The sequence below is a fragment of the Methylobacterium sp. P5_C11 genome (assembly GCF_054049775.1).
On the sequence record NZ_JBFULS010000019.1, the window covers coordinates 14,424 to 36,552 of the forward strand.

A 22,129-nucleotide genomic window follows, 5' to 3' on the forward strand; every position below is an offset into this window, starting at 1 on the left:
GACCTTGACCATCAAGCCCACCTTCGCCGAGGCGACGCCGGTTGCCCTCGAAACGACGCCCCTGACCTTCCTCGACGACGTCCGGGCCGGTCTGACGAAACCCCAGAAGGCGCTCTCGCCGAAATACTTCTACGACGCGGCCGGATCCGCACTCTTCGAGGCGATCACGCAACTGCCGGAATATTATCCGACCCGCACGGAGATCGGCATCCTCGAGTCCAGCGGCCCGGAGATCGCGGCTCTGCTGCCGCCCCATGCGGCCCTCGTGGAGTTCGGCAGCGGCTCGACGGTCAAGCTCCGCCGCCTGCTCGGCCATCTCGACACGCTGGCCGCCTACGTGCCGGTGGACGTCTCGGGCGAGTTCCTGCGCGGACAGGCGGCGGGCCTGCGCGGTGACTTCCCGGACCTGCGGGTCGAGCCGGTGGTGGCCGATTTCACCCGCGACTTCGACCTGCCCGGAAGCCTCGACGGCCTGCCCCGCGCCGGCTTCTTCCCGGGGTCGACCATCGGCAATTTCGATCCCCACGAGGCCCAGGAGCTTCTGCACCGGTTCGGGCGGATCCTGGGGCCGGGCGCGCACATGATCGTCGGCGTCGACCTCGTGAAGGACGCGGCGATCCTGGAGACCGCCTACGACGACGCGCAGGGCGTCACGGCCGCCTTCAACCTCAACCTCCTCACCCGGATCAACCGCGAGCTGGCCGGCCGCTTCGAGCCCGAGGCCTTCAGCCATCGGGCGGTGTTCAACACCGACGCCTCGCGGATCGAGATGCACCTCGTCGCCCGGGACGCGCAGGCCGTGCGGATCGGCTCCGACACCTTCGCCTTCGCGGCGGGCGAGACCATCCATACCGAGAGCAGCTACAAGTACACGGTCGCGACCTTCCGGGCGCTCACCGAGCGGGCGGGCTGGACGTGGCTGAAGGTCTGGACGGACCCGGAGCAGCTTTTCTCCGTCCACGCCCTCCGGTTGGATTAGGGGACCGCCTGGCGGGAGACGCCGCATGCGTGCCGGCCCGCTCTGGTTCTTCCTGGTGGCGCCCGGCCTGGGGGCGCTGTCGGGGGTGCTCTACGGGGCGATCTTCGCAGTTGGGCCGCTGACCGGCACGGCGATCCGCGGTGCGATCATCGGCACGCCGATCCTGCTCTACGAGCGCCGGCTCCTGATGCCCGACCTGCGCGACCGCATCCGCGCCCTCGCGACGCCGCTGTTCCTGATCGCCACGGTCGCCCTCTACATCGCGTTCATCGTGGCCGGGAACGCGGTCGCCAGCACGGTGCTGAACCAGCTGTTCCGCTTCATGTACAGCGAGCGGAACGCGATGCTGATGTCGCAATCCGGCCTGCTCTACGCCCTCGCGATCTCGGCCCTGATGGTGTTCGTGTTCCGGGTCCGCGACCTGATCGGTCCCAGCGTGTTCGCCAACCTGCTGATCGGGCGCTACCACCGGCCGATCAGCGAGGAACGGATCTTCCTGTTCCTCGACGTGACCGGGTCCACGCGTTTCGCCGACCGCTACGGAGACCGGGCCGCCCAGGCCTATCTCGGCCAGGTCTTCAACGCCCTGGCGCTCCCGGTGGCGCGCGCCCGCGGCTCGATCGACGATTACATCGGCGATCTGGCGCTGGTGACCTGGACCATGGATCGGGGCCTGCGCGACGCGGCCTGCCTGCGCTGCGTGTTCGAGTTCGCCGCGCGTCTCGCCGACGACGCGGACAGCTGGCGCGCCCGCTTCGGGCAGGTGCCGGAATTCCGCGCGGCGCTCCATTGCGGCCCAGTGGTGACCGCCGAGATCGGCCTCGAACGCCACAAGATCGCGTATTTCGGCGACGTCGTGAACACCACGGCGCGGCTGGAGGCCCTGTCGAAGACCCTGGGGGTCCATGTCCTCGTGTCGGCCGATCTCCTCGCCCGGATCGGCCCGCTGCCCGACGACCTGACCGCGGAGGCACTCGGCGCCCATAGCCTGCGCGGACGCGCGGAGCCCCTGGCGGTCGCGGCGATCCGGCACCGTGCGGCCGCGGGACCGCCGACGCCGCCCGGGTGAGGGAGCGAGGCGCGCCGAAGGCGGTTCCTGACGGCGTCGCGGTGCCGCAAGCCGCTTCGCGTCAGAGGCCGAGGGCCGTCAACACTGCCCGCGCGGCACGCGCGCCGTCGAGCGTCGCCCCGCCGACCGTCATGGCCCCGCCGCCGGCCAGAGCTTCCCCGGCGAAGAAGACACGCCCACCCACCGGTTCGCGCAGGCGGTCGCGGGATTCCGCATGGCCGGGGGCCACGATGGAGTACGATCCCTGCGCCTGCGGATCCGTCCACCAGCCCGCCAGCCGTCCGGCCACGACGGCCTCCCGGGCGTCCGCCCCCAAGATCGCGGCGAGGCGCTCGGTGGCCAGCGCCACGGCGGCGGCTTCACCCGCCCGGCACAGATCCCGCGCCAGATCGCCGCCGAGATTGGCCACCGCCAGCGGACGGCCGAAGGGCTTCATCTCGAAGTAGATCGTCGGGCCGCCGGTGGCCACCGAGACGGCGTCGCCCAGCGCGGCCGTGTCGAGCCGCGCGGGATCGAGGCGCAGGCCGATCTTGGTGTAGGCGCCCATCCGCAGACCGTCGAGCGCCGTCCGGGTCGGGTCCGGAAGTGCCGGCGTGAACGTGAGCGTTCCGGCTCTCAGCACGCCCACCGGAACCGTGACGATCACGGCCGCCGCCGCGAGGGGACCGCGCCGCGTCTCGACCCGGACCTCGCGGCCCGACCAGTCGATCGCCTGCACCGGACAGCCGAGGCTCACCGGCAGATCCCCGAAATGCCGCGCCACCAGATCGCCGTAGCCGTCGACCCACAGATCGGAGCCGGACCAGAGGCGATCGTAATCGACGGCCGACACCCGCTCGGGATCCTCGCCGAGGGACAGACGGCTCAGGCCCGCCGCAGCCTGGACCGCGTCCGGGCCGCCGACCCGGGCCGCGTCCGCCAGGGAGGTATCGCCGCCCTTCGGGACGAGGAGCGCGTCGAGCCCGGAGAAGCCGGCGCGGCGCGCCGCCGTCTCGGCCGCGCTGGCGGCCCTGCCATCGATGACGAGTTGGCGCGCCCACCCGTCCTCGCGGGCGATAGGGGCCGCGGACGCCCGGGCGATGGGCGCCCAGGGATTGCGCTCGGCCCAATGGATATACTCGGCCCCGGCATCGAAGGGGCAATCGGGGCCGAGGGTCCTGTCGGTGAAGGCACGTCCGCCGATCCGGTCCCGCGCCTCGACGAGGGTGAAGCTCTGCCCGGCCGCCCGCAGGGTCGAGGCGGCCGCGAGCCCGGCCGCGCCGGCACCAACGATCACCACGGATCCGCCCCGGGCGCGCGCCCGGATCGCCGGGGCCGCCAGAACCATCGAAGCGAGGATGGTGCGTCGGGTCGGTGTCATGGCGCGCCCGCTCGGATCCGTCCCGGAGGGCGTCGCCCCCCGCGCGCAGAGCGGGGCGACGCGCTATCCGCGCGCGCCCTGGCTGGCCGAGCGCTTCTCCATCATGGCCTTGACCTGCATCAGTTGGTCCCAGACCTGACCCGGCGAGGTGCCGAAGAAGTCGAAGCCCGCGCTGATGCCCAGATAGATGCCCACGCAGATCAGCGGCACGAGCACCCAGGCAAGCACCTCCTCGCCGCGTCGACGCCGCTGGCGCCGGCGCCGGCGCTCCTCGCGCCGGGTGAGCTTCTTGGGGGGCGCCGCCGGCTGCGCGACGGGGGACAGAGGTCCCTCGTGCAGATTGTCAGTCATCGGGCGCCTCCTCGCCGCGGCGCATTCGCGTCGCGGCGGTCATAGACCGGCGAACCCTCCTCCGGAAGGCCACCGGCCGGCGTGCACACCATTAGGCGCGCACGAGTGGCACCTTCGGCACGGTCCGGATGCCGCCACCCGAGCTGCCGCCACCGCCCTTGTTGTCCTTCGGCGTCTTCTTCCGCGCCGCGGTGCGGGGCTTCGCGCGCTTGTGGCGCTTGGCGGCGTTGGTCACGTCCTTCTCGGGCTTCGGCGTGACCGGGCCGGCCGGGAAGTCGAAGCCCAGGCTGTCCTTCGCACCGGCCTTGGCCTCGGCATCCTCCGGCTTGCGCACGACCACCCGGACCGCACCGCCATCCTTCAGCTTACCGAACAGCACCTCGTCGGCGAGCGGCGTCTTGATGGTCGACTGGATCAGCCGGGCCATCGGGCGCGCGCCCATCGCGTCGTCGTAGCCGTGCTCGACCAGCCACTCGCGCGCCTCGTCCGAGAGCTCGATCGTGACGTTGCGGTCGGCGAGCTGCGCCTCGAGCTGGAGGACGAACTTGTCCACCACCTTCGCCACCACGTCCTTCGGGAGATGGCCGAAGGAGATGATCGCGTCGAGGCGGTTGCGGAATTCCGGCGCGAACAGCTTGTTGATCGCCTCGACGTCGTCGCCCGTGCGCTTCGTCTGGGTGAAGCCGTAGGCCGACTTCGCCAGGTCCGAGGCGCCCGCGTTGGTGGTCATGATGATGATGACGTTGCGGAAATCGACCTGCTTGCCGTTGTGGTCGGTGAGCTTCCCGTGGTCCATCACCTGCAGCAGGATGTTGAACAGGTCCGGATGCGCCTTCTCGATCTCGTCGAGCAGGAGCACGCAGTGCGGGTGCTGGTCGATCCCGTCGGTGAGCAAGCCGCCCTGGTCGAAGCCCACGTAGCCGGGGGGCGCGCCGATCAGGCGGCTCACCGTGTGGCGCTCCATGTATTCCGACATGTCGAAGCGCAGCATCTCGACGCCGAGGGACGAGGCGAGCTGCTTGGCGGCCTCGGTCTTGCCGACGCCGGTCGGGCCGGCGAACAGGTACGAGCCGATCGGCTTGTCCGGGTCGCGCAGGCCGGCCCGCGCCAGCTTGATCGCCGAGGTCAGGGCCTCGATGGCGTTCGGCTGACCGTAGACCACGCGCTTCAGGTTCTCGGTCAGGTGCTGGAGCACCACCGCGTCGTCCTTGGAGACGGTCTTCGGCGGGATCCGGGCCATCGTGGCGATGGTCGCCTCGATCTCCTTGATGCCGATGGTGCGCTTGCGGCGCGCCTCCGGCACCAGCATCTGCGAGGCGCCGGTCTCGTCGATCACGTCGATCGCCTTGTCGGGCAGCTTGCGGTCGTTGATGTAGCGGGCCGACAGCTCCACCGCGGCCTTCACGGCCTCGGTCGTGTACTTGAGCTTGTGGAACTCCTCGAAGTACGGCCGCAGGCCCTTGACGATCTCGATCGTGTCCGGGATCGACGGCTCGTTGACGTCGATCTTCTGGAACCGGCGCACGAGGGCGCGGTCCTTCTCGAAGTACTGGCGGTACTCCTTGTAGGTGGTCGAGCCGATGCAGCGCAGGGTGCCGGAGGCCAGAGCGGGCTTCAGCAGGTTCGACGCGTCCATGGCCCCGCCCGAGGTCGCACCGGCGCCGATCACCGTATGGATCTCGTCGATGAACATGATGGCGTTCGGATGCGCCTCGATCTCCTTCATCACCTGCTTGAGGCGCTCCTCGAAGTCGCCCCGGTAGCGGGTGCCGGCGAGCAGCGTGCCCATGTCGAGGGAGAACACGGTCGCGTCGGCCAGGACCTCCGGCACCTCGTGCTGGATGATCTTGCGCGCCAGACCCTCGGCGATCGCGGTCTTACCGACACCGGGATCGCCCACGAGCAGCGGGTTGTTCTTCTGCCGGCGGCAGAGGACCTGGATCGTCCGCTGGACCTCGCTCTCGCGGCCGATCAGCGGGTCGATCTTGCCGTCGCGCGCCTTCTTGTTGAGGTTGACGCAGTAGGCGTCGAGCGCATCGCCCTTCTTCTTCGCGCCGCCGCGGGGATCGCCCTCGTCGCTCGGGCGCTCGGCCGCGCCCTCGTCCTCGGCGCCGCGCACGGGCTTCGCCTCGGAGGCGCCCGGCCGCTTGGCGATGCCGTGGCTGATGTAGTTGACCGCGTCGTAGCGGGTCATGTCCTGCTCCTGCAGGAAGTAGGCGGCGTGGCTCTCGCGCTCGGCGAAGATCGCCACCAGCACGTTGGCCCCCGTGACCTCCTCGCGGCCGGAGGACTGGACGTGGATCACAGCGCGCTGGATCACGCGCTGGAATCCCGCCGTCGGCTTGGCGTCCTGCCGTCCGTCGCCGGTGAGGTTGGAGAGTTCCGTATCGACGTAATCGACCAAGCTGCGCTTGAGCGTGTCGATCTCGACGTTGCAGGCGCGCATGACCGCGGCCGCATCCTGATCGTCCACGAGGGCGAGCAGGAGGTGCTCCAGCGTCGCGTATTCGTGCCGGCGCTCTCCCGCGAGCGCCAGGGCGCGGTGGAGAGCTTGTTCTAGGCTGCGTGAGAAGCTTGGCAAAGCGGGCCTCTGTGTGGGTGCCTACCGCGAGCGGCGCCTATTTCTTTTCCATAACGCACTGGAGAGGATGTTGGTGTTTGCGCGCGAAGTCCATGACCTGCGTCACCTTGGTCTCCGCCACCTCGTAGGTGAAGACGCCGCACTCGCCGACCCCGTTCTGATGCACGTGCATCATGATGTGGTAGGCGTCCTCGTGGCTCTTGTTGAAGAACCGCTCGACCACCAGGACCACGAACTCCATCGGCGTATAATCGTCGTTCAGAAGGAGTACCCGGTACAGGCTCGGCCGCTTGGTCCGCGGCTTCGTGCGGGTGATGATCGCGGTGTTGGACCGGTCGTCACCCCCGGGGGCGCGCGAACCGGATGCCGTGACCGCGAAGCGCGCCGGCCAATGCCCCTTCGTCGAACTCGCGGTGCCCTGCATGGGGACCTGTGTCATGTGCGTCGAACCGATCCCTTGATTGGAGCGGGCGTCGCCGGCCCTGACGGCCGATTCTGTCCTGGCCTGTCGGGAGCAGCGCTCAGCTCCACGGTGGCTAATCTACAGACGGTGAGCCGACTTCGCCAGACGCCTGTGCGCACTTGTCCGCCCCGCAGGCGCGTCGCCCGTGCGGGTACCGGGACACTAATGCGCGTGTCCGGAACCGGCCGCCTCCCCCGAGGGCCTCTTCGACGGCAGAAGGTCGCCGGCCAGGGCCAGCACCGTGTTGCCGGCCAGGGCCGAGCGAGCCGCGATCCGCTCGCCGGCCCGGTGGAGATACGCGGTCTGGATGGCCAGGACTTCGGCCGGGCTGCGGGCCGCCGCGAGCGCCGCCCAGGTTGCTCGTAGATCGTCCGCGGCCTTCTTGGCCGCGTCGAGCCACTCGATCCCGAGGGTCTGGGTCGCCCGGGTCGCGTTTCCGAAGCGCCGCAGCGGCGTCCCGAAACCGGGGAAGCCCGGGTACGAGGGGAAGGCCGTGGGTCTCTGCATCGCCGTACTCCGGACCGCCGCCCGACCAGCCGGCCACGGGCGACCGGCGTCCTCGGATCCGGCCGGAGAGTGTGCGCCACCGCCGCCAGCGTCAAGCTTTCGCCGGCAAGGGCCGTCGACGACGGCCGATAAGCGACCGCCGGACCGACACGTTCCGGCATTCGATGCGACGGCATTAACGGGCCTGTAACTGCACCTGCCTAACTCTCCACTGATGCAGCGGGGCCACGCGATCGGCGTGACGCCCACGCAGAGGACACGACCGGCGAGATCCGGTCTCGCGAGGCAATCAGGCGTGATGCGTAGCGTAGTAGGCCGCTCCCGGACGATTCCAGCGCTCCCGGCCGCGATGCTGGCCGCCGCGGTCCTGACGGCCCTGGCCTCGCCGGCCGAGGCCCGTCGCGGACGGCACCACGGCCACGGCCATGCCCGGGCAAGCGGCGGCTACAATCCGCCCTACGCCGCGATGGTCGTGGACGTGAAGAGCGGGAAGACCCTGCACGCGGTCAACGAGGACGCCCTCCGCCATCCAGCCTCCATCACGAAGGTGATGACGCTCTACATGCTGTTCGAGCAGATGGAGCGGGGCAAGTTCGCCCTCGATTCCGAGCTGACCATCTCGGCCCACGCCGCCGCCCAGGCGCCGTCGAAGCTCGGCCTGCGCCCCGGCCAGACCATCGCGGTCGAGGACGCCATCAAGGCGATCGTGACCAAGTCGGCGAACGACGTGGCCTGCGCCATCGGCGAGAACATCGCCGGCTCCGAGGAGCGCTTCGCCCAGATGATGACCGCGAAGGCCCATGCCCTCGGCATGAGCCGGACACACTACGCCAACGCCTCGGGCCTGCCGGACCCGGACCAGCTCACCACCGCCCGCGACCTGACCGTGCTCGCCCGGGCGATCCAGGACCGCTTCCCGCACTACTATCGCTACTTCCAGACCCGGTCCTTCGCGTTTCGCGGTCGGGTGATCGGCAACCACAATCACCTGCTGGGCAACGTCCAGGGCGTCGACGGCATCAAGACCGGCTACACCCGGGATTCCGGCTTCAACCTGATGACCGCGGCGAAGTCCGAGGGCCGGCAGATCGTGGCGATCGTGCTGGGCGGTAAGTCCGGCGCGAGCCGCGACCGGATCATGGCAGACCTCGTCCGCGCCAGCCTGCCGCAGGCCTATGCCGGCGCCCGGATCTCGGCGCCCGTCACCGAGGTGGCCGAGCGCGCCCGTCCGGCGGTGGTCGCCGACGCGGTCTCGCGGACCCGCACGCAGGTCGCCTCCGCGGACGACGAGGACGTCGAGACCACCGGCACCACCGGCGAGCCCCTCGACCTCGCCCCCGCCAAGACCACGACGCCGGGCGGCACCTGGAAGCCCGGCCCCCAGGGAATCCCGAAGGCCGCCCAGGCCTATGCCGGCGCCAGCGGCGCCCAGCCGCCGTTCCCGGGCGCGTCCAAGTCGACGGCCCGGGTGGCGTCGCTGGAGCGCGACGAGCCGCCGAAGGCGGTGTCCGGCGCCCGCGTCGTGCCCACCGCCTGGGTGATCCAGCTCGGCGCCATGGACGACGAGACCAAGGCCCGCTCGATGCTCTCGGAGGCCCGCGCCAAGGTCGGCGGCAGCCTGTCGAAGGCCGCCCCCTACACGGTCAAGGTCGAGCACGGCGGCACGACGCTGTTCCGCGCCCGCTTCTCGGGCTTCGCCGAGCAGGATTCGGCCCAGGAAGCCTGCTCGGCCCTCAAGCGCAGCGGCTTCAACTGCTTCGCGACCCGGAGCTGAGCCGCCCGCGGCCCTGCTCAAGACCGTCCGGCGCGCCCGCGCGCCGGCTCAGGACGGCTGCGGCGGCGTTCGCCCGCGGCCGACGATCGGTATCTCTCTGACAACGCGCGTGGAGTTCAGCGATGTCGGTTCAGAAGCCTGTCCCGGGCCGCGTTGACGCGCGCCGCCCGCTCGGCGCTGCCCCCCTGGTCGGGGTGAGCCCGCTTCATCAGAGACCGGTGGGCCGACCGGATCTCCTCAGCGGTCGCCCCGCGCTGAAGCCCCAGGACCTGGTACGCCTCCTCCTGCGTCATCGCCCCTGGGTTCGGCGGACGGCGCGGCCGCGGGTCGCGATCGCCCTCAGCGTCTACACGCCATCCGGGCGCCCGGCGGTCGAGATACGGCTCTAGCAGGGCGGCGCCCGCAGCGTCGCGCAGGCGGCAGACCCGCAGCAGCTCGACCACGGCCCCGGTGGGCATGGTGTCGAGCCACGCCCCCGCGCCCGGCCCGGCGATGATCCGGCCGGTGCGCAGGCTGCCGTCGGGGCGCAGGAGGGCGTCGATCAGGATCGTGCGGAAGCGGCGATCCTGGGAATCTTGGGGATCGTGGGAATCTTGGGGATCACGGGGATGCCCGCCGGATCCCGGCCGGATGAGGCGGCGCAGGCGCGCCGTCATCGAGGCCTGTCCCTCGATCATCCAGACGCCGCTGAGCCCGAGCAGTGCCGCGAGAACGAGGTTCCCGTGGAGCATCAGGAACCCGGCCGCGATCAGGGCGAACGCACCGAAGGTCGGCAGCCGTTTCCGCCCGAGCGCGGCGCCGAAGCCCGCACCGAGGCCGCGCCTGAGCTTCCGGCCGAGGCCGCCGCTGTTCTTCGACAGCCACCACAGGGTCAGGCAGGCGAGCAGGCCGGCAAACAGCGCCATCGCTCAGCGCCGCACGCCGTAGGTCGCGGAGGCGCTTCCGCCAATCCGGATGCGCGTCCCGTCGCCCAGGTCGAAGACGCCCGGCCGGCGCGGCGTCGGCGGGCGGGCGCCGGCATCGCAGCCGGGTTGCGGCGGCAGGCGCACGCCCTCGGGCAGATTCTCCGGACAGAGGCGCGCGCGGGCAGGCTGCTCGGCGGCCTGCGCCGGGCCGGCAGCGAGCGGGACGAGGAGGGCGAGGAGGGCGACGCGCGTCATCGGCGGTTCTCCGCGACATCCGCGGTCGTGACCCGGACCTGCCGGATCCGGCCGTCGCGCGCGATCTTCAGGGTCATGCCGGTGCCGAGGCCCGCCTCTTCGAGGGCCGCCGTCAGATCGGCCAAGCGGTGGACCGGACGACCGTTGGCCTCGACGATCACGTCGCCGATGTCGCCGGTCTGCGGATCGACGCCGCGCAGGCCGGCCTGGGCGGCCGGGGAACCGGGCACCACCCGCACGATCACCACGCCGTCGATGCCGAGGCGCGCCGTGGCCGCCTCCTGGGCGGCGATGATGCCGATGCCGGGGTTGCGGACCCGGCCGGCCTTGATCAGCTCCGGCACGATCCGGTTGACCACGTCGACGGGGATCGCGAAGCCGATGCCGGCGCTGGCGCCGGACGGCGAGACGATCGCGGTGTTCACGCCGATCAGCCGGCCCGCGGAGTCGAGCAGGGGGCCGCCGGAATTGCCGGGGTTGATCGCCGCATCCGTCTGGATGACGCCGGACAGTTCGCGCCCCTCGCTGGTCGGCATGCGCCGCCGCACGGCGCTGATCACGCCGGTTGTGAGCGTGTGGTCCAGGCCGAACGGGTTGCCGATGGCGAAGGCCGACTGCCCGACCTTGAGGTCGGCCGAGGTGCCGATGGCCAGCGGCGGCGGCATGTGCGTCACCCGACCGAGCTGCAGGACCGCGAGGTCGTAGGACGGCGCCAGTCCCACGAGGCTCGCCGAGACCACCGTGCCGTCGCTCATCCGGACGGAGACGGATCCGCCGCTCTGCGCGGCGTTCTGGACCACGTGGGTGTTGGTGACGATGTGGCCGGCGCCGTCCCAGACGAACCCGGTGCCGGTCTGCGTGCCGCCCTGCTCGCTCCCCTGATCGTCGAGATCGAGCAGATCGCGGTTCTGCGCGGCGCCCTGCGCGAAAACGTGAACGACGGACGGGCTCGCCCGCTCGAACAGCGCGATGGTCGCGGCCTCGGACTGGGCGAGGTCGCCCCGGGCCGTCACCGCCCGCGGGGTGTCCGCCGAGTAGAGCAGCGGCTGCAGGTAGGGCTGGGCCACGTAGAGCGCCAGCAGGACCAGGACCGCGGCGAGCACGATGCGCACGGTACGATCCGGCACGGGTGACTCCGAAAGAAGGCCGAAGGCATGCCCTCGTCGGGCGGAGCCTTAAGTGCGCGTTCAGGATCGGGGCGTCAACACGGAGAGGCGCCGCCGCCGATCGGTCCCTGACGTGTTCTGCCGCACGTCGGCGGCCGGCGCAGACTGGCTAACGGAATGGTCATCATTCGAGAGCCACAATTCTCGCAAGTCTACGGTGGCGTAGACGTACTCAATACGGACCTGGAAAACCGGACAGCGCCTTCCCACGTGCCTCGGCACCGGGCGCTGGCTTCGAAGACCGCCCGAATTGATCGCAAAGTCGCCGCAGAGATGCTTGCATTGACGCTCAGACCATCGATCCCCGCCGCTCCTGGATTGAGCCCGGCGGCGGCGATCTGAACGGTCCAAAACGGTTCGGAAGGACGAGTACCCATGGAAACCGAAGCTCTGGAACGGCCCGCGGATCTGACGATCTGGCGCACGGCCTCGGCGAGCACCCCGCTCGCGCAGCCCGAGCGCTACGACACCCTGCGCGAGGCGATCGCCGCAGCGGCCGGCGCCCTGTCCGACCCGGCCAAGCAGCCCTGGATCATCACCGAAGAGGGCGAGATCCTCTCGCCGAACTGGATCCGCACCTACCTGAACTGACCCTCAGCCGACCCGAAGAACGGGGATACCGGGGATGGCGGCGGGAAGTCCCGCCCCGGTACCCCGCGGGGTCACTCCGCGGCATCCGACTGGCGGAAGCCCTCGATCCCGACCTGATCGGGATTGATCGCGTGCAGCGCCCGCCGGGCGGCCTCGAGGGGGTGCTCGGCCTCGATCCGGACCGAGGTGAGATCCGGGCTCTTGTAGACCGTGACGATGGTGTCCATCACCTCGGTGAGCGTCGTGCGCTTGTCCTCCGGCGCGGCGATCAGCAGCTGGAGCCCCCAGGCCCGGTAGAGATCGACCAGCGCCTGGCTGTTGCGGACATCGAGCTTCGAGAACGCCTCGTCGAGGAGGCACAGGCCGAGCCCCGGATTCTCGTCGCCCGGCCGGTCGCCCGGGTAGTAGGCGCTGGCCAGCGACGCGGCGATCGCCACGTAGAACGGCGCCTGGGCCTCGCCCCCCGAGCCGCGCAGCGCCCGCGCCGACATGGTGGTGCGGTTGCCCGCCCGGTCGCGCATGCCGATCTCGTACACGAAGTAGTTGCGGTAATCGGCCAGCCGCGCCGCGTCCTCCTGGCCGGCGATGAGCGCGGTGATCTCCTCCAAGGCCGCCGCCATCGGCCCTTCGGCCTCCCCGGCGAGCAGGGCCTGCGCGGCCTCGGGGGAGCGGGCCGTCTCGGTGGCGAGCGCGTGGACGGCGGCGTAGCGGCGGTCCACCGCCGCCTCGAACGCGTAGGTCTGGCCGGTGAAGCTGCGCGCCGAGAGCCGCTCGTTGAGGGCCGCGAGCCGGGCATGGACCCGCTCGAACCGGTCGGCGAGGCGCGTCAGGAGGTCCTCGGTCATGAGCCGGCGCATCTCGACCTCGGCCCGCTCGGCCTGCGCCCGGTAGCGGCGGAGTTCGTGCCCTTCGACGGCCTCGTATTCCCGCCGCACCCAGGCGAAGCCGTCGATCGCCGGGGCGTCGCCGCCGGCCGCGAGGGGGTTCTCCACCCGCCACGCGGCGCAGGCTTCGGCCAGTTCCCGCTCGGCGATCCGCCCGTGCGAGCGGGCGGCCTCCGCGGCGTCCCGGGCGAGGCCGCGCTCGGCGGTGACCCGGGATCCGGCCGCCTTGACGTCGAGGCCCGCGAGATCCCGCCGCGCCTGCGCGACCACGCCGAGGTCGAACGCTTCGGAGCGGGCGAGGCGCACCCGCGCGGCGTCGCCCGCACTCAGCTGGCGCAGGGCCGCGCGGCGGGCCGCCAGGGCGGCGCGGACGGCCTCGCGCATCGGCCCCATCCGGGCGCGCAACGCCGCCTCGTCGGCGAGCAGCCGGTCGAGCTTGGGTTCCAGTTCCTCCGCGAGTTCCCGCAGGTAACCGACCCGCTCGGTGGTCAGCGCGGCGATCTCGGCGGCGAGCCCGGCGGTGTCGCGCTTCTCGATGCCCTCGCGCTCGGTCTGGAGGGTGCGCCGCCGTCCGTCCAACCCGTCGAGTTCGGCCCGCAGGGCCTCCACGTCGTCGAGGCCGCGGGCGATGCGCGCCCGGACCGCAGCGGCCGTCCGGGCGGCCTCGCGCAGAACCGCCGCCTCGCCGCGCAGGCGGCGCGCCTCGGCCACCGCGATCTCGTGGGCGCGGCGGCTGTCGGCGGTCGGCCCGCGATGGCCGCGGGTCATCAGGAGATCGACGCTGCGGGTGACCGAATAGGCCATGCCGGCCGTGGTGCGGCCGCTCGGGGCCACCGCCCGAGCGAGGCGGGCGAGTTCGGCATCGTCCCGGGCGAGGTCGTAGCCCCCGAGCCGCACGCCGAGGAACGCCTCCGCATGCGGGTCGCTCGCCTCGATGACGGTGAGCGGCCCGTCGTCGTAGCGGCGCGCCCGCTGCTTGGCGGTGTCGGTGGTCTTGACCAGGATGCAGCGGTGGAACCGGTCGCGGCCCGACTGGAGCACGCCGAGCGCCTCGGTCAGCCGGTCCGGGGCGACCACCAGGGCCTCGCGGGCGCGCCCGAGCAGGCCTTCCAGGGCCGGCCCCCAGGTCGGGTCGACGATCTCGGCCAATTCGCAGATCGGCACCGCCGCGATGCCGCGACGCTCCAGCTCGCCGCGGAAGGCCACCGTGTCCGAGGAGAGGCGCGCGGCCGGGCCGGAGCCGGTGCGCGGGGCCGTGCGCTCGGCCTCGCTCTCCTGGGCGCGGGCCTTCAGCGCCGCATCCTCGGCGGCGCGCTCCAGGACCTCGTCGAAATCGGGCAGGCGCGCCAGCCCTTCCATCAGCTCGGCGAGGGGTCCTTCGGGGCGCAGGATCTCCTCGGGGGAGGATTCCCGGCGCAGGCCCGCCCGGGCGCAGGCCTCGGTGAGGCGGGCCGCCGGCGGGCAGGTCTGGCGCAGGATCGGCGCCACCGGCTGCAGCTTGGCCATCTGGCCGACCAGGCCGACGAGATCGCCGATCCGGCCTATCAGCTCCTTCCGGTCCCGCTCCAGCATGGAGAGGCCCAGTGTCGAGGCGGCGAGACGCCCCTCGGCCGCACTCGCGGCGGCGAGCGCCTTCTTCTCGGCGATCTCGCCGTCGATCTCGCGCGCGTGGCCGCGGCTCGCCGCGACGCGCTCGCGGGCGATGCGCAGGGTGTCGGCGCCCTCGCGCAGGCGTGTCCGGACGGCGATCAGATCGAGGCTGCGGCGGCGCAGCTCGGCGCTGGCCGCCCGCAGATCGTGGGTCGCGGCGGCGAGGACCGCCTCGCCCCAGGCCTCGTAGCGGTCCCTCAGGCGCCGCAGGCGGCCGAGGCGGCTCTCCAGCTCGGCGATGGTCTCGAGGAGGCGTCGCCAGTTCGCGATCGAGTGGCGCACGCGCTCGACGTCGAGGGGCTCCGGGTCGAGCACGAAGGCGCGCACGAAGGCGCTGGTGTCGAAGATCGGCTTGAACGCCACCGCGTTGGCGAAGCTGCGCAGGAAGTGGCGCGGCTCCGGCGCCGGCGCCCCCTCCCGCAGGGAGGCGAGGACATCGGCCGTGAAGCGCTCGCCCGAGGTCCGGTACTCGGTGAAGCTCGACGCGCGGGCGCGCAGGTCGGCGGCGATCTCGGTCCACGGCGCCGTGTAGGTGCCGCCGGGCGCGGTGCGGGCGTAGTCGGCGACCTCGAACCGGTGGCCGACCGCGATGAAGCGCGACAGCACCGTCTCCTTCGGATCCGCGGCCCGGGCCGCCAGCGCCAGCCCGACCGAGACCACGCGGCCGGAATCGGGATTCTCGAAGACCAGGACCAGCACGGTCTCGCAGGATTCCCGGGTCGGGCGGCCGCCCTCCGCCGGGTCGCTGATCCAGCCCAGGCAGTAGTCGCGCACGGTGCGCGCGCTGCGCCCGGAGGCCGAGGCGTTGAGGGCGAGGCGGCTGGCGTTGTTGCCGGCCAGCACGGTGCCGACCGCGTCGAAGATCGTCGACTTGCCGGCCCCGGTCGGCCCGACGAGCGCCGCGGCGCCGCGCAGGCGGATCTGCTCGCGGCGGATCAGGTACCAGTTCGAGAGGGCAATGTCGGTGAGGACGTACACGATGTCGGTGAGCCGGGCCGGTGACGGAGTGAAGGATCGGTCCAGTTGGCCGGACTCGGCCGCGTATGCAAGCCGACGCACACGCAGGTCTGAAGCCAGATTCCACTGCAGGTTATGACACTGTTAGCAGAAGATGCTCATGTCCTTCCGGTCTCGTCCGTACGACCGGAATTGACCGATGCGTCTCAGTCTCAAAGCGAAATTAAGCGGCCTTTTCGCCCTCCTGCTCCTGGCGGCGATCGTTCAGGGCGGCGTCACTCTCTACAAGATGCAGGAGGTCGACCAGCGGCTCGCGGAGCTGATCGACAACGCCGTGCCGTCGATCAACGAGGCCCAGTCGATCAACGCCCTCGTGATGCGGTCGCGGCTGTGGCAGTTCCGCTACGTGACGGCGGATAGCGAGGCAGAGCGCGCGACCAGCCTGAAGAACGCGGACGAGTTGATCCGGAATCGCCAGGCTAAGGTCGAGTCCTACCGCACCCTCGTGGCCTCGAAGGAGGAGCAGACGCTCTACGACGACCTGCTCGCCAAGCTGACGGTGCAGCAGGCCGACTGGGACCGCCTCCGCGCCTTTCCGGCCGATCAGCACGACCAGGCGCTCGCTTATTTCCGCGGCCCCATGAATGCCGACTATCTCGCGGCCTCGACCGCGACCCGCGCTCTCGCCGACCTGAACATCAAGACCGGCGAAGCGGCCGGGCGCACGGCCCGCGACAGCCAGGCCGACGCGGTCCGGGCCACCATCGTCAGCCTGATCGTCAGCCTCGCGATCGCGCTGGGCGCCATGCTGTACGCCTTCACGGGCGTGTCACGGCCGCTCGCCGGCATGACTCTGTCCATGCGGCGCCTCGCCGACGGCGACACGCAGACCGAGATCCCCTACGCGGCGCGGCGAGACGAGATCGGCGCCATGTCGGCGACCGTCGCAGTCTTCCGGGAGAACCTGCTGCACGCCCGCGCCCTGGAGGCCGAGACCGCGCAGGCCCGGGCCGGCGCCGAGGCGCAGCGCCGGCAGGCGACACGCGAGCTCGCCGACCGATTCGAATCCGCCATCGGCGGGATCGTCGGCTCGGTGACGTCGGCGGCGACGCAGCTCCAAGCCACGGCCCAGAGCCTCACCGCGACGGCGACGCAGACGGCGGGCCAGTCCACCAGCGCGGCGGCCGCCGCCGAGGAGGCCTCCACCAACGTGACCACGGTCGCGGCGGCCGCCGAGGAGCTGGGCTCCTCGGTCAACGAGATCGGCCGCCAGGTCGGCTCCTCGGCGGATCTGGCGCAGGCCGCCGTCCGCGAGGCGGCCGCCACGGCCGACCTCGTCCAGGCGCTGAGCACCGGCGCGCGCCGGGTCGGCGAGGTGGTGGACCTGATCTCGGCGATCGCCAGCCAGACCAACCTGCTGGCGCTGAACGCCACGATCGAGGCCGCCCGGGCGGGGGCCGCCGGTCGCGGCTTCGCGGTCGTCGCCACCGAGGTGAAGGCGCTGGCCGACCAGACCGCCAAGGCCACCGCCGAGATCTCGGCCCAGATCGCCCAGATCCAGGGCTCGACCGGCCAGGCCGTCCAGGCCATCGACGGCATCGCCGGCCGCATCCGCGAGATCAGCGGCATGGCCAACTCCATCGCGGCGGCCGTCGAGGAGCAGGGCGCGGCCACCCAGGAGATCGTCCGCAACGTCGCCGAGGCGGCGACCGGGACCGAGTCCGTCACCGCCAATGTCAGCGGCGTCGCGGGCGCCGCCGAAGAGACCGGTGCGGCCGCCGCGCAGGTCCTGGCCTCTGCCTCCGAGATGGCTCGCCAGGCAGCCCATCTCGGCGGCGAGGTCGAGCACTTCCTGGCAACGGTCCGAGCGGCCTGAACCGGAACCGGCGGGCGGCTTCCGGGCGACGCGCCCGGTTGCCCTCGCCGTCGCGGGTGCGGCGCGGCGACCCAAGGTCACGCCTCTCGGGGGCGGGCGCTGACGGCCTCAGGCCTCCCCGGCCTCGGACCACGCCCGGAGGCGCTCCATCCATGCGTCGGAGGCCAGCACCGTCAGCCCCGGCAGGAGCGAGAGCGGGGTGACCCGCTCGACCCGGTCGCGCTCGCCGAGGCGCAGGCCGCCGCGCTTGGCGTAGAGGCGCAGAATGTCGGCGAGCCGGCCCTCCTCGGGGGGCTCGTTGCGCGCCACCGTGCGGATCTTCTCGACGATCTCGTCGGTGGTGCAGTCCACGATCCCGTCCGTGCCGGCCCGGTGATCGCGCAGGCCCTCCTCGTAGAGCAGCCGGAGCGCCAGCAGCACCAGCGTCTCGTCCTTGCGCAGGCGCTCCGAGACGATGTCGTGGCGGGGTGCGTCGGCGGCCGGGCTCAGCGAGACCATCTGGTCGCGGTGCGCGACGGTCAGCGCGTAGCCCAAGCAGGCGAAATAATCGGTGAAGAACGGCGCGTAGTGCCGGGCCAGCTCGTAGGAGCGGCCGATGCCCTGGGTCTCGGCGTAGATCACCTGCCCCTTCAGCAGCACCTGGAGGGCGCGGCTCAGCTCCTCCGCATCGGGAGCCCGGGCGCCGGGCGGCGGCGGTTCGTCGCCGTCGATGATCGCGCGGAACCCCTCAAGCATGGGGGCGGCGCTTCAAGAGGAAATCCGGGCAGTCCAGCCAGCCGTTGGCGACCCGCTCGGGCAACCGGGTGACGGCATAGCGGGCGCCGAGCTTGGCGTCGAACAGCACGTCGATTTCGCGCAGGCGCTGGAACACGATGAAGTCGTCGACGCCCGCGATCACGATCTGCGACCCGCGCAGGGTCACGGCCTTGCCGAGGCGGGCCTCCACGAAGGCGCTCATGCTCTCGGGCGTCACGGTGGTGCGCCGCCGGAACTCCGCCTTGGCGGCCGCGAAGGCGTCGACCACCGGATCGTCCTCGATGTCGGGCAGGGGCTCCATGTCGATGGCGGACTTGCGCGCCCGCGGTGCCTGGAGATGCGCGTGCCCGATGGGCGGGCGCAGCAGCGAGACGTCGCCCGGCACCTCGGGGGCGATCTCCGACCCGCCGACGGCGCGCAGCATCGCGGCCACCCGCTCGACCCCGCTCGGATCCGGGCGGTCCATCACGTGCAGGGTGGAGGCGATCCGGCGCTCCAGGCGCGCCACCACGGCGTCGACGGCATCGAGGTGGTTGTCGAGCCCCTCGAACACCGACAGGATCTGGGCGAGATCCGCCCGCACCGCCCGCTGCGCCGTGTCGAGGTCGGCGCTCCGCCCCTCCCGGATCAGACCCTCGGCCAGCGCCCGGACCGTGAGGGCGTCGCGCAGCGCCCGGCCGGCCTCGCGCACCACGCTGGCGCGGAAGCGGAACGGGTTGAAGCGGGTGTGCAGCGTCCGGTAGTCGCTGATCAGGTGCCGTTCGACGAAATCCTCGAAGAACAGCCGGAAAGTCTTCGCGCGGTCGGGCTCGCGCAGGATGCGCTCCTCGACCTTGCGCATGCCGGCGGCGAGGCCGCGCACGTGGGACAGGAAGGCGGCGGCACCCCGGGCCGCGTTCGACAGCGCCTCGCTCCGGTTCGACGGATCCGACAGGGCGCTCTCAAGGCCGCCCAGCACCTCCAGCACGGCGCCGCCGTAGGAGCGGGTCTCGCCCCGTTCCAGCCGGGACAGCTCCTCCAGGAGGAGCCGGGCCTCAGGGTCGAACTCCGCGACCGGGACGTAGCGCTCGCGGCGCTCGATCAGCCACCCGGTGTCGAGGAGGCGCCGGTAGAGGGCCGTGCGGCGCTCGGTCGGATCGGCCGAGATCGGCTCGTCGCCGCTGACCTCGGGGTCGCTCCAGCCGGCAGCGAAGTCACCGATCTCGGCGAGCAATTCGGCCTTGCGCACCGGCTCGGCCCCGAGGACGCGCCGGTGCAGGTGCAGGAGCAGGGCGGCGTTGAAACCGCGGCTCGGCGAGGCCAGCGGCTTGAACAGCTCGTCGGACAGCTGCGCGAACAGCATGGTCTGGGGACTCGCGCGCTCGCGCAGCCGGGTCCTTTTACTTCGCGCCGAGCAGTTCGACGTCGAAGATCAGGGTGGCGTTCGGCGGGATCACGCCGCCGGCGCCGCGGGCGCCGTAGCCGAGCTGCGGCGGGATGATCAGGGTGCGCTTGCCGCCGGTCTTCATGGTGGCGACGCCCTCGTCCCAGCCCTTGATCACCTGGCCGGCGCCGAGGGGGAAGCTGAAGGGCTGGTTGCGGTCGCGGGACGAGTCGAACTTCTTGCCCTTCTTGCCGCCCTCGTCGAGCCAGCCGGTGTACTGGACGGTGACCTGCTGCCCGGCCTTCGGCTCAGGCCCGGTGCCGACGACCTCGTCCTGATACTTGAGGCCCGACGGGGTGGTCACGGTCTCGGCAGTTGCGGCTGTGGTCATGGCGATCAACGCGGCTCCGAAGAGGGGGGACAGGCGAGGCATGGTTTCTCCCTGGAACCGGCGCCGTGCGCGCCGGCCGTCGGGAGGCCTTCTATCGCCTCGAACCGATCCAGGCCAGGGAGACCGTCGGCAGGGTACTCCGGGGCCGTTCAGGCGGCCCGGACACCGGCGAGGAAGCGACCGACCTCGACGGTGAGATGCTCAGACTGGGCCGTGAGTGCGGAGGCTTCATCCAGAACCCTGGCCGCCGTCGCCTCCGTCGCATGCGAGGCCTCGGCCACGCCGGCCATGTGGCCGGTCACCGCGGCTGCGCCCTGGGCCGCCGCGGCCACGCTTCTGACGATCTCCTGGGTGGCCGCGCCCTGCTCCTCCTCAGCCGCGGCGATCGAGGCCGCCACGCCGTTGATCTCGCGGATGCGGGCCGTGATCGCCCCGATCGCCGAGACGGCGTCCCCCGTGGAGACCTGGACCTGGGCAATCTGGCCCGCGATCTCGGCCGTGGCCTTGGCGGTCTGATCGGCGAGCGCCTTCACCTCGGTGGCAACGACCGCGAAGCCCCGGCCGGCGGCACCGGCCCGGGCCGCCTCGATCGTGGCGTTCAGGGCCAACAGGTTGGTCTGTTCCGCGATGGCAGAAACCAGGCCCACCACGTCGGCGATCCGGACCACGGACTCGCTCAAGGCATGGACCTGGGCGCCGGTCCGGTCGGCCTCGACGGCGGCGGTCTTCGCGAGGCGCGCCGAGCCGTCCACCTGGCGACCGATCTCCCGCACGGTGGCGCCGAGTTCCGCGGCGGCCGCCGCCACGGTGTTCACGTTGCGCGCCGCCTCCTCGGCCGCCGCGGCGACGGTGGCGGATTCGCCGGCCGTTCCCGCCGCGGCAGCCGTCATGGTCCGGGCCGTGGCCTACAGTTCGGCGGCGGCCGACGACACGCGCCCGACGATGCCGCTCACCGCCTGCTCGAAACGCTCGGCCATCGCGCGTATGCCGGTCCGGCGCCGCACCTCGGCCGCCTGCCGGGTCTCATCCGCCTCGGCTTCCAGCGCGCGGGTGCGGATCAACGTGTCCTTGAAGACCTGGACGGCCCGCGCCATCGCACCGATCTCGTTGCGCCGGTCCCGCCCGTGCACCGCGACGCCGACATCCCCCGCCGCGAGAGCCTCCATCGTGGCCGTCATCGCGCGGAGCGGCCAAAGGACACCGCGGACCAGGACGAACAAGCCGAGCACGACGAGGAGCAGGGTGGCCAACAGGGCCGCCCCGTCGCGAAGAAGGCCCCCCCGCGCCGCGCCGGAGAGAATCTCGGATCGTCCGATCATCTCGTCGAGGCAGACGAAGGCGAGGTCGACAAGGGTGATCTGCTCGGGCGTGTCGAGCTTTCGAGCCTGCGCGAGTGTCAATCCCGGCGGCTCGCCACGGCTCAGGGCATTCGCCACCGCGCGCCGCCGGGCCAGGGGGGCACCCTCGAAGTTGTTGATCTCCGCCCGGCGGAACGCAGCCCGAACCGCCTCGGTGGCTCCGGCAACGGACTCGGTGGCCGACTTCCAGGCGGCGTCGAGACGTCCCCGCTCCTCGGCAGCCGCCATGGCGTCGTCCAGCGACCAGGATGTCCCGGCCGCCAGGGAGGTCTGCACCCGCAGGGCGACGGCGCCGTTTGACATGCGCGCCGACCAGGCCGCCCGCTTGAGGGCGAGGTCTTGCCGGAGGATGGCGTCGGATAGAGGGATCGCGGCGTCCACGGCGTCGCTCGTGGCGATCAGGGCCTCGAGCATCTCCTGAAAGCCGGCCTGCGCCTCGGCGGCCACCCCGGTCTCGCGCTGGGTCCGGGACACGCGCAGGGCCGTGTCCACCCGCGGGCGGAGGCGGTCGACGCGGTCGCGGGCGGCGTGCAGGCGGCCGAGCGTCGCCGTGACCGCCGCGAGGTCCAGCCCGTCCAGGAGGGACCGCGCCTCGGCGAACCCGGCGATGGCCCGCTGTCTGTCCGCGTAGAGCGACGCCAAGGTCTCCGGATCGACAGGCTCCGCAGCGGCGAGGAATTGCAGGGTCGCGCCGCGCTCGAAGCGAGTCACGTTCAGGGTCTGGAGCAACGCACGGCTCGCACGAACCAGGGCGATGACCCGCTCCGCCTGAACCGCCTGCCCCTGCCCATCCCGCACGGCGCTCGTCGCGAAGCCGAGCAGGATCAGGCCCATGGCGACGAGGACGACACACAGCGTCGTCCGGATCGACAACTCGCGCACGCGCATCATGC

Annotated in this window: 17 protein-coding genes and 1 pseudogene; 5 read left to right on the top strand and 13 right to left on the bottom strand. The window is 71.9% G+C overall.

Annotated features, from left to right (window positions below; genetic code table 11):
- Positions 1–4: 4 nt before the first annotated feature.
- Both egtD and ACXJKQ_RS12465 read left to right on the top strand, forming a co-directional pair.
- Positions 5–979 (top strand): L-histidine N(alpha)-methyltransferase, encoded by a 975-nt coding sequence (gene egtD / locus ACXJKQ_RS12460; protein ID WP_457106052.1) that lies wholly within the window; start codon positions 5–7, stop codon positions 977–979.
- A gap of 25 nt (positions 980–1,004) precedes the next feature.
- On the top strand, positions 1,005–2,048 hold the full coding sequence (locus ACXJKQ_RS12465) for an adenylate/guanylate cyclase domain-containing protein (protein ID WP_457106053.1): 1,044 nt from the start codon (positions 1,005–1,007) through the stop codon (positions 2,046–2,048).
- A 61-nt stretch (positions 2,049–2,109) separates the two neighbouring features.
- Here ACXJKQ_RS12465 and ACXJKQ_RS12470 read toward each other — a convergent pair whose 3' ends face one another.
- From ACXJKQ_RS12470 to ACXJKQ_RS12490, 5 genes are all read right to left on the bottom strand, one after another.
- Positions 2,110–3,408, bottom strand: coding sequence for a flavin monoamine oxidase family protein (locus tag ACXJKQ_RS12470; RefSeq protein WP_457106054.1), 1,299 nt, complete (start codon positions 3,406–3,408; stop codon positions 2,110–2,112).
- Between the two features lie 63 nt (positions 3,409–3,471).
- Positions 3,472–3,759, bottom strand: coding sequence for a hypothetical protein (locus ACXJKQ_RS12475; protein WP_457106055.1), 288 nt, complete (start codon positions 3,757–3,759; stop codon positions 3,472–3,474).
- A gap of 91 nt (positions 3,760–3,850) precedes the next feature.
- Positions 3,851–6,340 carry an ATP-dependent Clp protease ATP-binding subunit ClpA gene (clpA, locus tag ACXJKQ_RS12480; protein WP_457106056.1) on the bottom strand — a complete coding sequence of 830 codons (2,490 nt, stop codon included), beginning with the start codon at positions 6,338–6,340 and terminating at the stop codon, positions 3,851–3,853.
- 37 nt (positions 6,341–6,377) lie between these two features.
- Positions 6,378–6,764, bottom strand: a complete 387-nt coding sequence (gene clpS, locus ACXJKQ_RS12485) for an ATP-dependent Clp protease adapter ClpS (RefSeq protein WP_457106119.1) — start codon at positions 6,762–6,764, stop codon at positions 6,378–6,380.
- 201 nt (positions 6,765–6,965) lie between these two features.
- The gene (locus tag ACXJKQ_RS12490; protein ID WP_457106057.1) at positions 6,966–7,310 is read right to left on the bottom strand and encodes a phasin family protein; all 345 of its coding nucleotides are present in this window, start codon (positions 7,308–7,310) and stop codon (positions 6,966–6,968) included.
- A gap of 298 nt (positions 7,311–7,608) precedes the next feature.
- On the opposite strand from ACXJKQ_RS12490, the gene ACXJKQ_RS12495 reads away from it, so the two are divergent.
- Positions 7,609–9,084: a serine hydrolase gene (locus tag ACXJKQ_RS12495; RefSeq protein WP_457106058.1), complete on the top strand. Its 1,476-nt coding sequence runs from the start codon at positions 7,609–7,611 to the stop codon at positions 9,082–9,084.
- A gap of 116 nt (positions 9,085–9,200) precedes the next feature.
- On the opposite strand, the gene ACXJKQ_RS12500 is transcribed toward ACXJKQ_RS12495, so the two are convergent.
- The 3 genes from ACXJKQ_RS12500 to ACXJKQ_RS12510 are packed head-to-tail and all read right to left on the bottom strand — an operon-like array spanning position 9,201 to position 11,371.
- On the bottom strand, positions 9,201–9,989 hold the full coding sequence (locus tag ACXJKQ_RS12500) for a J domain-containing protein (protein ID WP_457106059.1): 789 nt from the start codon (positions 9,987–9,989) through the stop codon (positions 9,201–9,203).
- Positions 9,990–9,992: 3 nt separating this feature from the next.
- On the bottom strand, positions 9,993–10,244 hold the full coding sequence (locus ACXJKQ_RS12505; protein ID WP_457106060.1) for a hypothetical protein: 252 nt from the start codon (positions 10,242–10,244) through the stop codon (positions 9,993–9,995).
- A complete protein-coding gene (locus ACXJKQ_RS12510; protein WP_457106061.1) occupies positions 10,241–11,371 on the bottom strand; it encodes a S1C family serine protease in 1,131 nt (376 codons plus the stop codon). Before ACXJKQ_RS12510 ends, ACXJKQ_RS12505 begins: the two co-directional genes overlap by 4 nt.
- Before the next feature lie 414 nt (positions 11,372–11,785).
- Here ACXJKQ_RS12510 and ACXJKQ_RS12515 point away from each other — a divergent pair, with 414 nt between their 5' ends.
- Positions 11,786–12,001, top strand: a complete 216-nt coding sequence (locus tag ACXJKQ_RS12515) for a hypothetical protein (RefSeq protein WP_457106062.1) — start codon at positions 11,786–11,788, stop codon at positions 11,999–12,001.
- Positions 12,002–12,072: 71 nt separating this feature from the next.
- Here the strand turns inward: ACXJKQ_RS12515 and ACXJKQ_RS12520 are convergent, their stop codons facing one another.
- Entirely contained in the window at positions 12,073–15,513 is a 3,441-nt protein-coding gene (locus tag ACXJKQ_RS12520) for an SbcC/MukB-like Walker B domain-containing protein (RefSeq protein ID WP_457106120.1), read from the bottom strand.
- Positions 15,514–15,691: 178 nt separating this feature from the next.
- On the opposite strand from ACXJKQ_RS12520, the gene ACXJKQ_RS12525 reads away from it, so the two are divergent.
- Complete coding sequence (locus tag ACXJKQ_RS12525) at positions 15,692–17,368, top strand: methyl-accepting chemotaxis protein (RefSeq protein ID WP_457106063.1); 1,677 nt, start codon at positions 15,692–15,694, stop codon at positions 17,366–17,368.
- 108 nt (positions 17,369–17,476) lie between these two features.
- Here ACXJKQ_RS12525 and ACXJKQ_RS12530 read toward each other — a convergent pair whose 3' ends face one another.
- From ACXJKQ_RS12530 to ACXJKQ_RS12545, 4 genes and pseudogenes are all read right to left on the bottom strand, one after another.
- Entirely contained in the window at positions 17,477–18,103 is a 627-nt protein-coding gene (locus ACXJKQ_RS12530; RefSeq protein ID WP_457106064.1) for a DUF4194 domain-containing protein, read from the bottom strand.
- Positions 18,096–19,466, bottom strand: a complete 1,371-nt coding sequence (locus tag ACXJKQ_RS12535; protein ID WP_457106065.1) for a Wadjet anti-phage system protein JetA family protein — start codon at positions 19,464–19,466, stop codon at positions 18,096–18,098. The genes ACXJKQ_RS12530 and ACXJKQ_RS12535 overlap by 8 nt, the downstream gene beginning before the upstream one ends.
- A gap of 37 nt (positions 19,467–19,503) precedes the next feature.
- Positions 19,504–19,920, bottom strand: coding sequence for an FKBP-type peptidyl-prolyl cis-trans isomerase (locus tag ACXJKQ_RS12540; RefSeq protein WP_043345483.1), 417 nt, complete (start codon positions 19,918–19,920; stop codon positions 19,504–19,506).
- Between the two features lie 107 nt (positions 19,921–20,027).
- A pseudogene (locus ACXJKQ_RS12545) lies at positions 20,028–22,124 on the bottom strand (methyl-accepting chemotaxis protein).
- Positions 22,125–22,129 lie beyond the last annotated feature (5 nt).

Coding starts and splice junctions, on each gene's coding strand:
- ACXJKQ_RS12540 (WP_043345483.1), bottom strand. CDS start 19,920: ATGCCTCGCCTGTCCCCCCTCTTCGGAGCCGCGTTGATCGCCATGACC.
- ACXJKQ_RS12465 (WP_457106053.1), top strand. CDS start 1,005: ATGCGTGCCGGCCCGCTCTGGTTCTTCCTGGTGGCGCCCGGCCTGGGG.
- ACXJKQ_RS12505 (WP_457106060.1), bottom strand. CDS start 10,244: ATGACGCGCGTCGCCCTCCTCGCCCTCCTCGTCCCGCTCGCTGCCGGC.
- ACXJKQ_RS12475 (WP_457106055.1), bottom strand. CDS start 3,759: ATGACTGACAATCTGCACGAGGGACCTCTGTCCCCCGTCGCGCAGCCG.
- ACXJKQ_RS12495 (WP_457106058.1), top strand. CDS start 7,609: ATGCGTAGCGTAGTAGGCCGCTCCCGGACGATTCCAGCGCTCCCGGCC.
- ACXJKQ_RS12515 (WP_457106062.1), top strand. CDS start 11,786: ATGGAAACCGAAGCTCTGGAACGGCCCGCGGATCTGACGATCTGGCGC.
- ACXJKQ_RS12530 (WP_457106064.1), bottom strand. CDS start 18,103: ATGCTTGAGGGGTTCCGCGCGATCATCGACGGCGACGAACCGCCGCCG.
- ACXJKQ_RS12525 (WP_457106063.1), top strand. CDS start 15,692: ATGCGTCTCAGTCTCAAAGCGAAATTAAGCGGCCTTTTCGCCCTCCTG.
- ACXJKQ_RS12470 (WP_457106054.1), bottom strand. CDS start 3,408: ATGACACCGACCCGACGCACCATCCTCGCTTCGATGGTTCTGGCGGCC.
- clpS (WP_457106119.1), bottom strand. CDS start 6,764: ATGCAGGGCACCGCGAGTTCGACGAAGGGGCATTGGCCGGCGCGCTTC.
- ACXJKQ_RS12500 (WP_457106059.1), bottom strand. CDS start 9,989: ATGGCGCTGTTTGCCGGCCTGCTCGCCTGCCTGACCCTGTGGTGGCTG.
- ACXJKQ_RS12490 (WP_457106057.1), bottom strand. CDS start 7,310: ATGCAGAGACCCACGGCCTTCCCCTCGTACCCGGGCTTCCCCGGTTTC.
- ACXJKQ_RS12535 (WP_457106065.1), bottom strand. CDS start 19,466: ATGCTGTTCGCGCAGCTGTCCGACGAGCTGTTCAAGCCGCTGGCCTCG.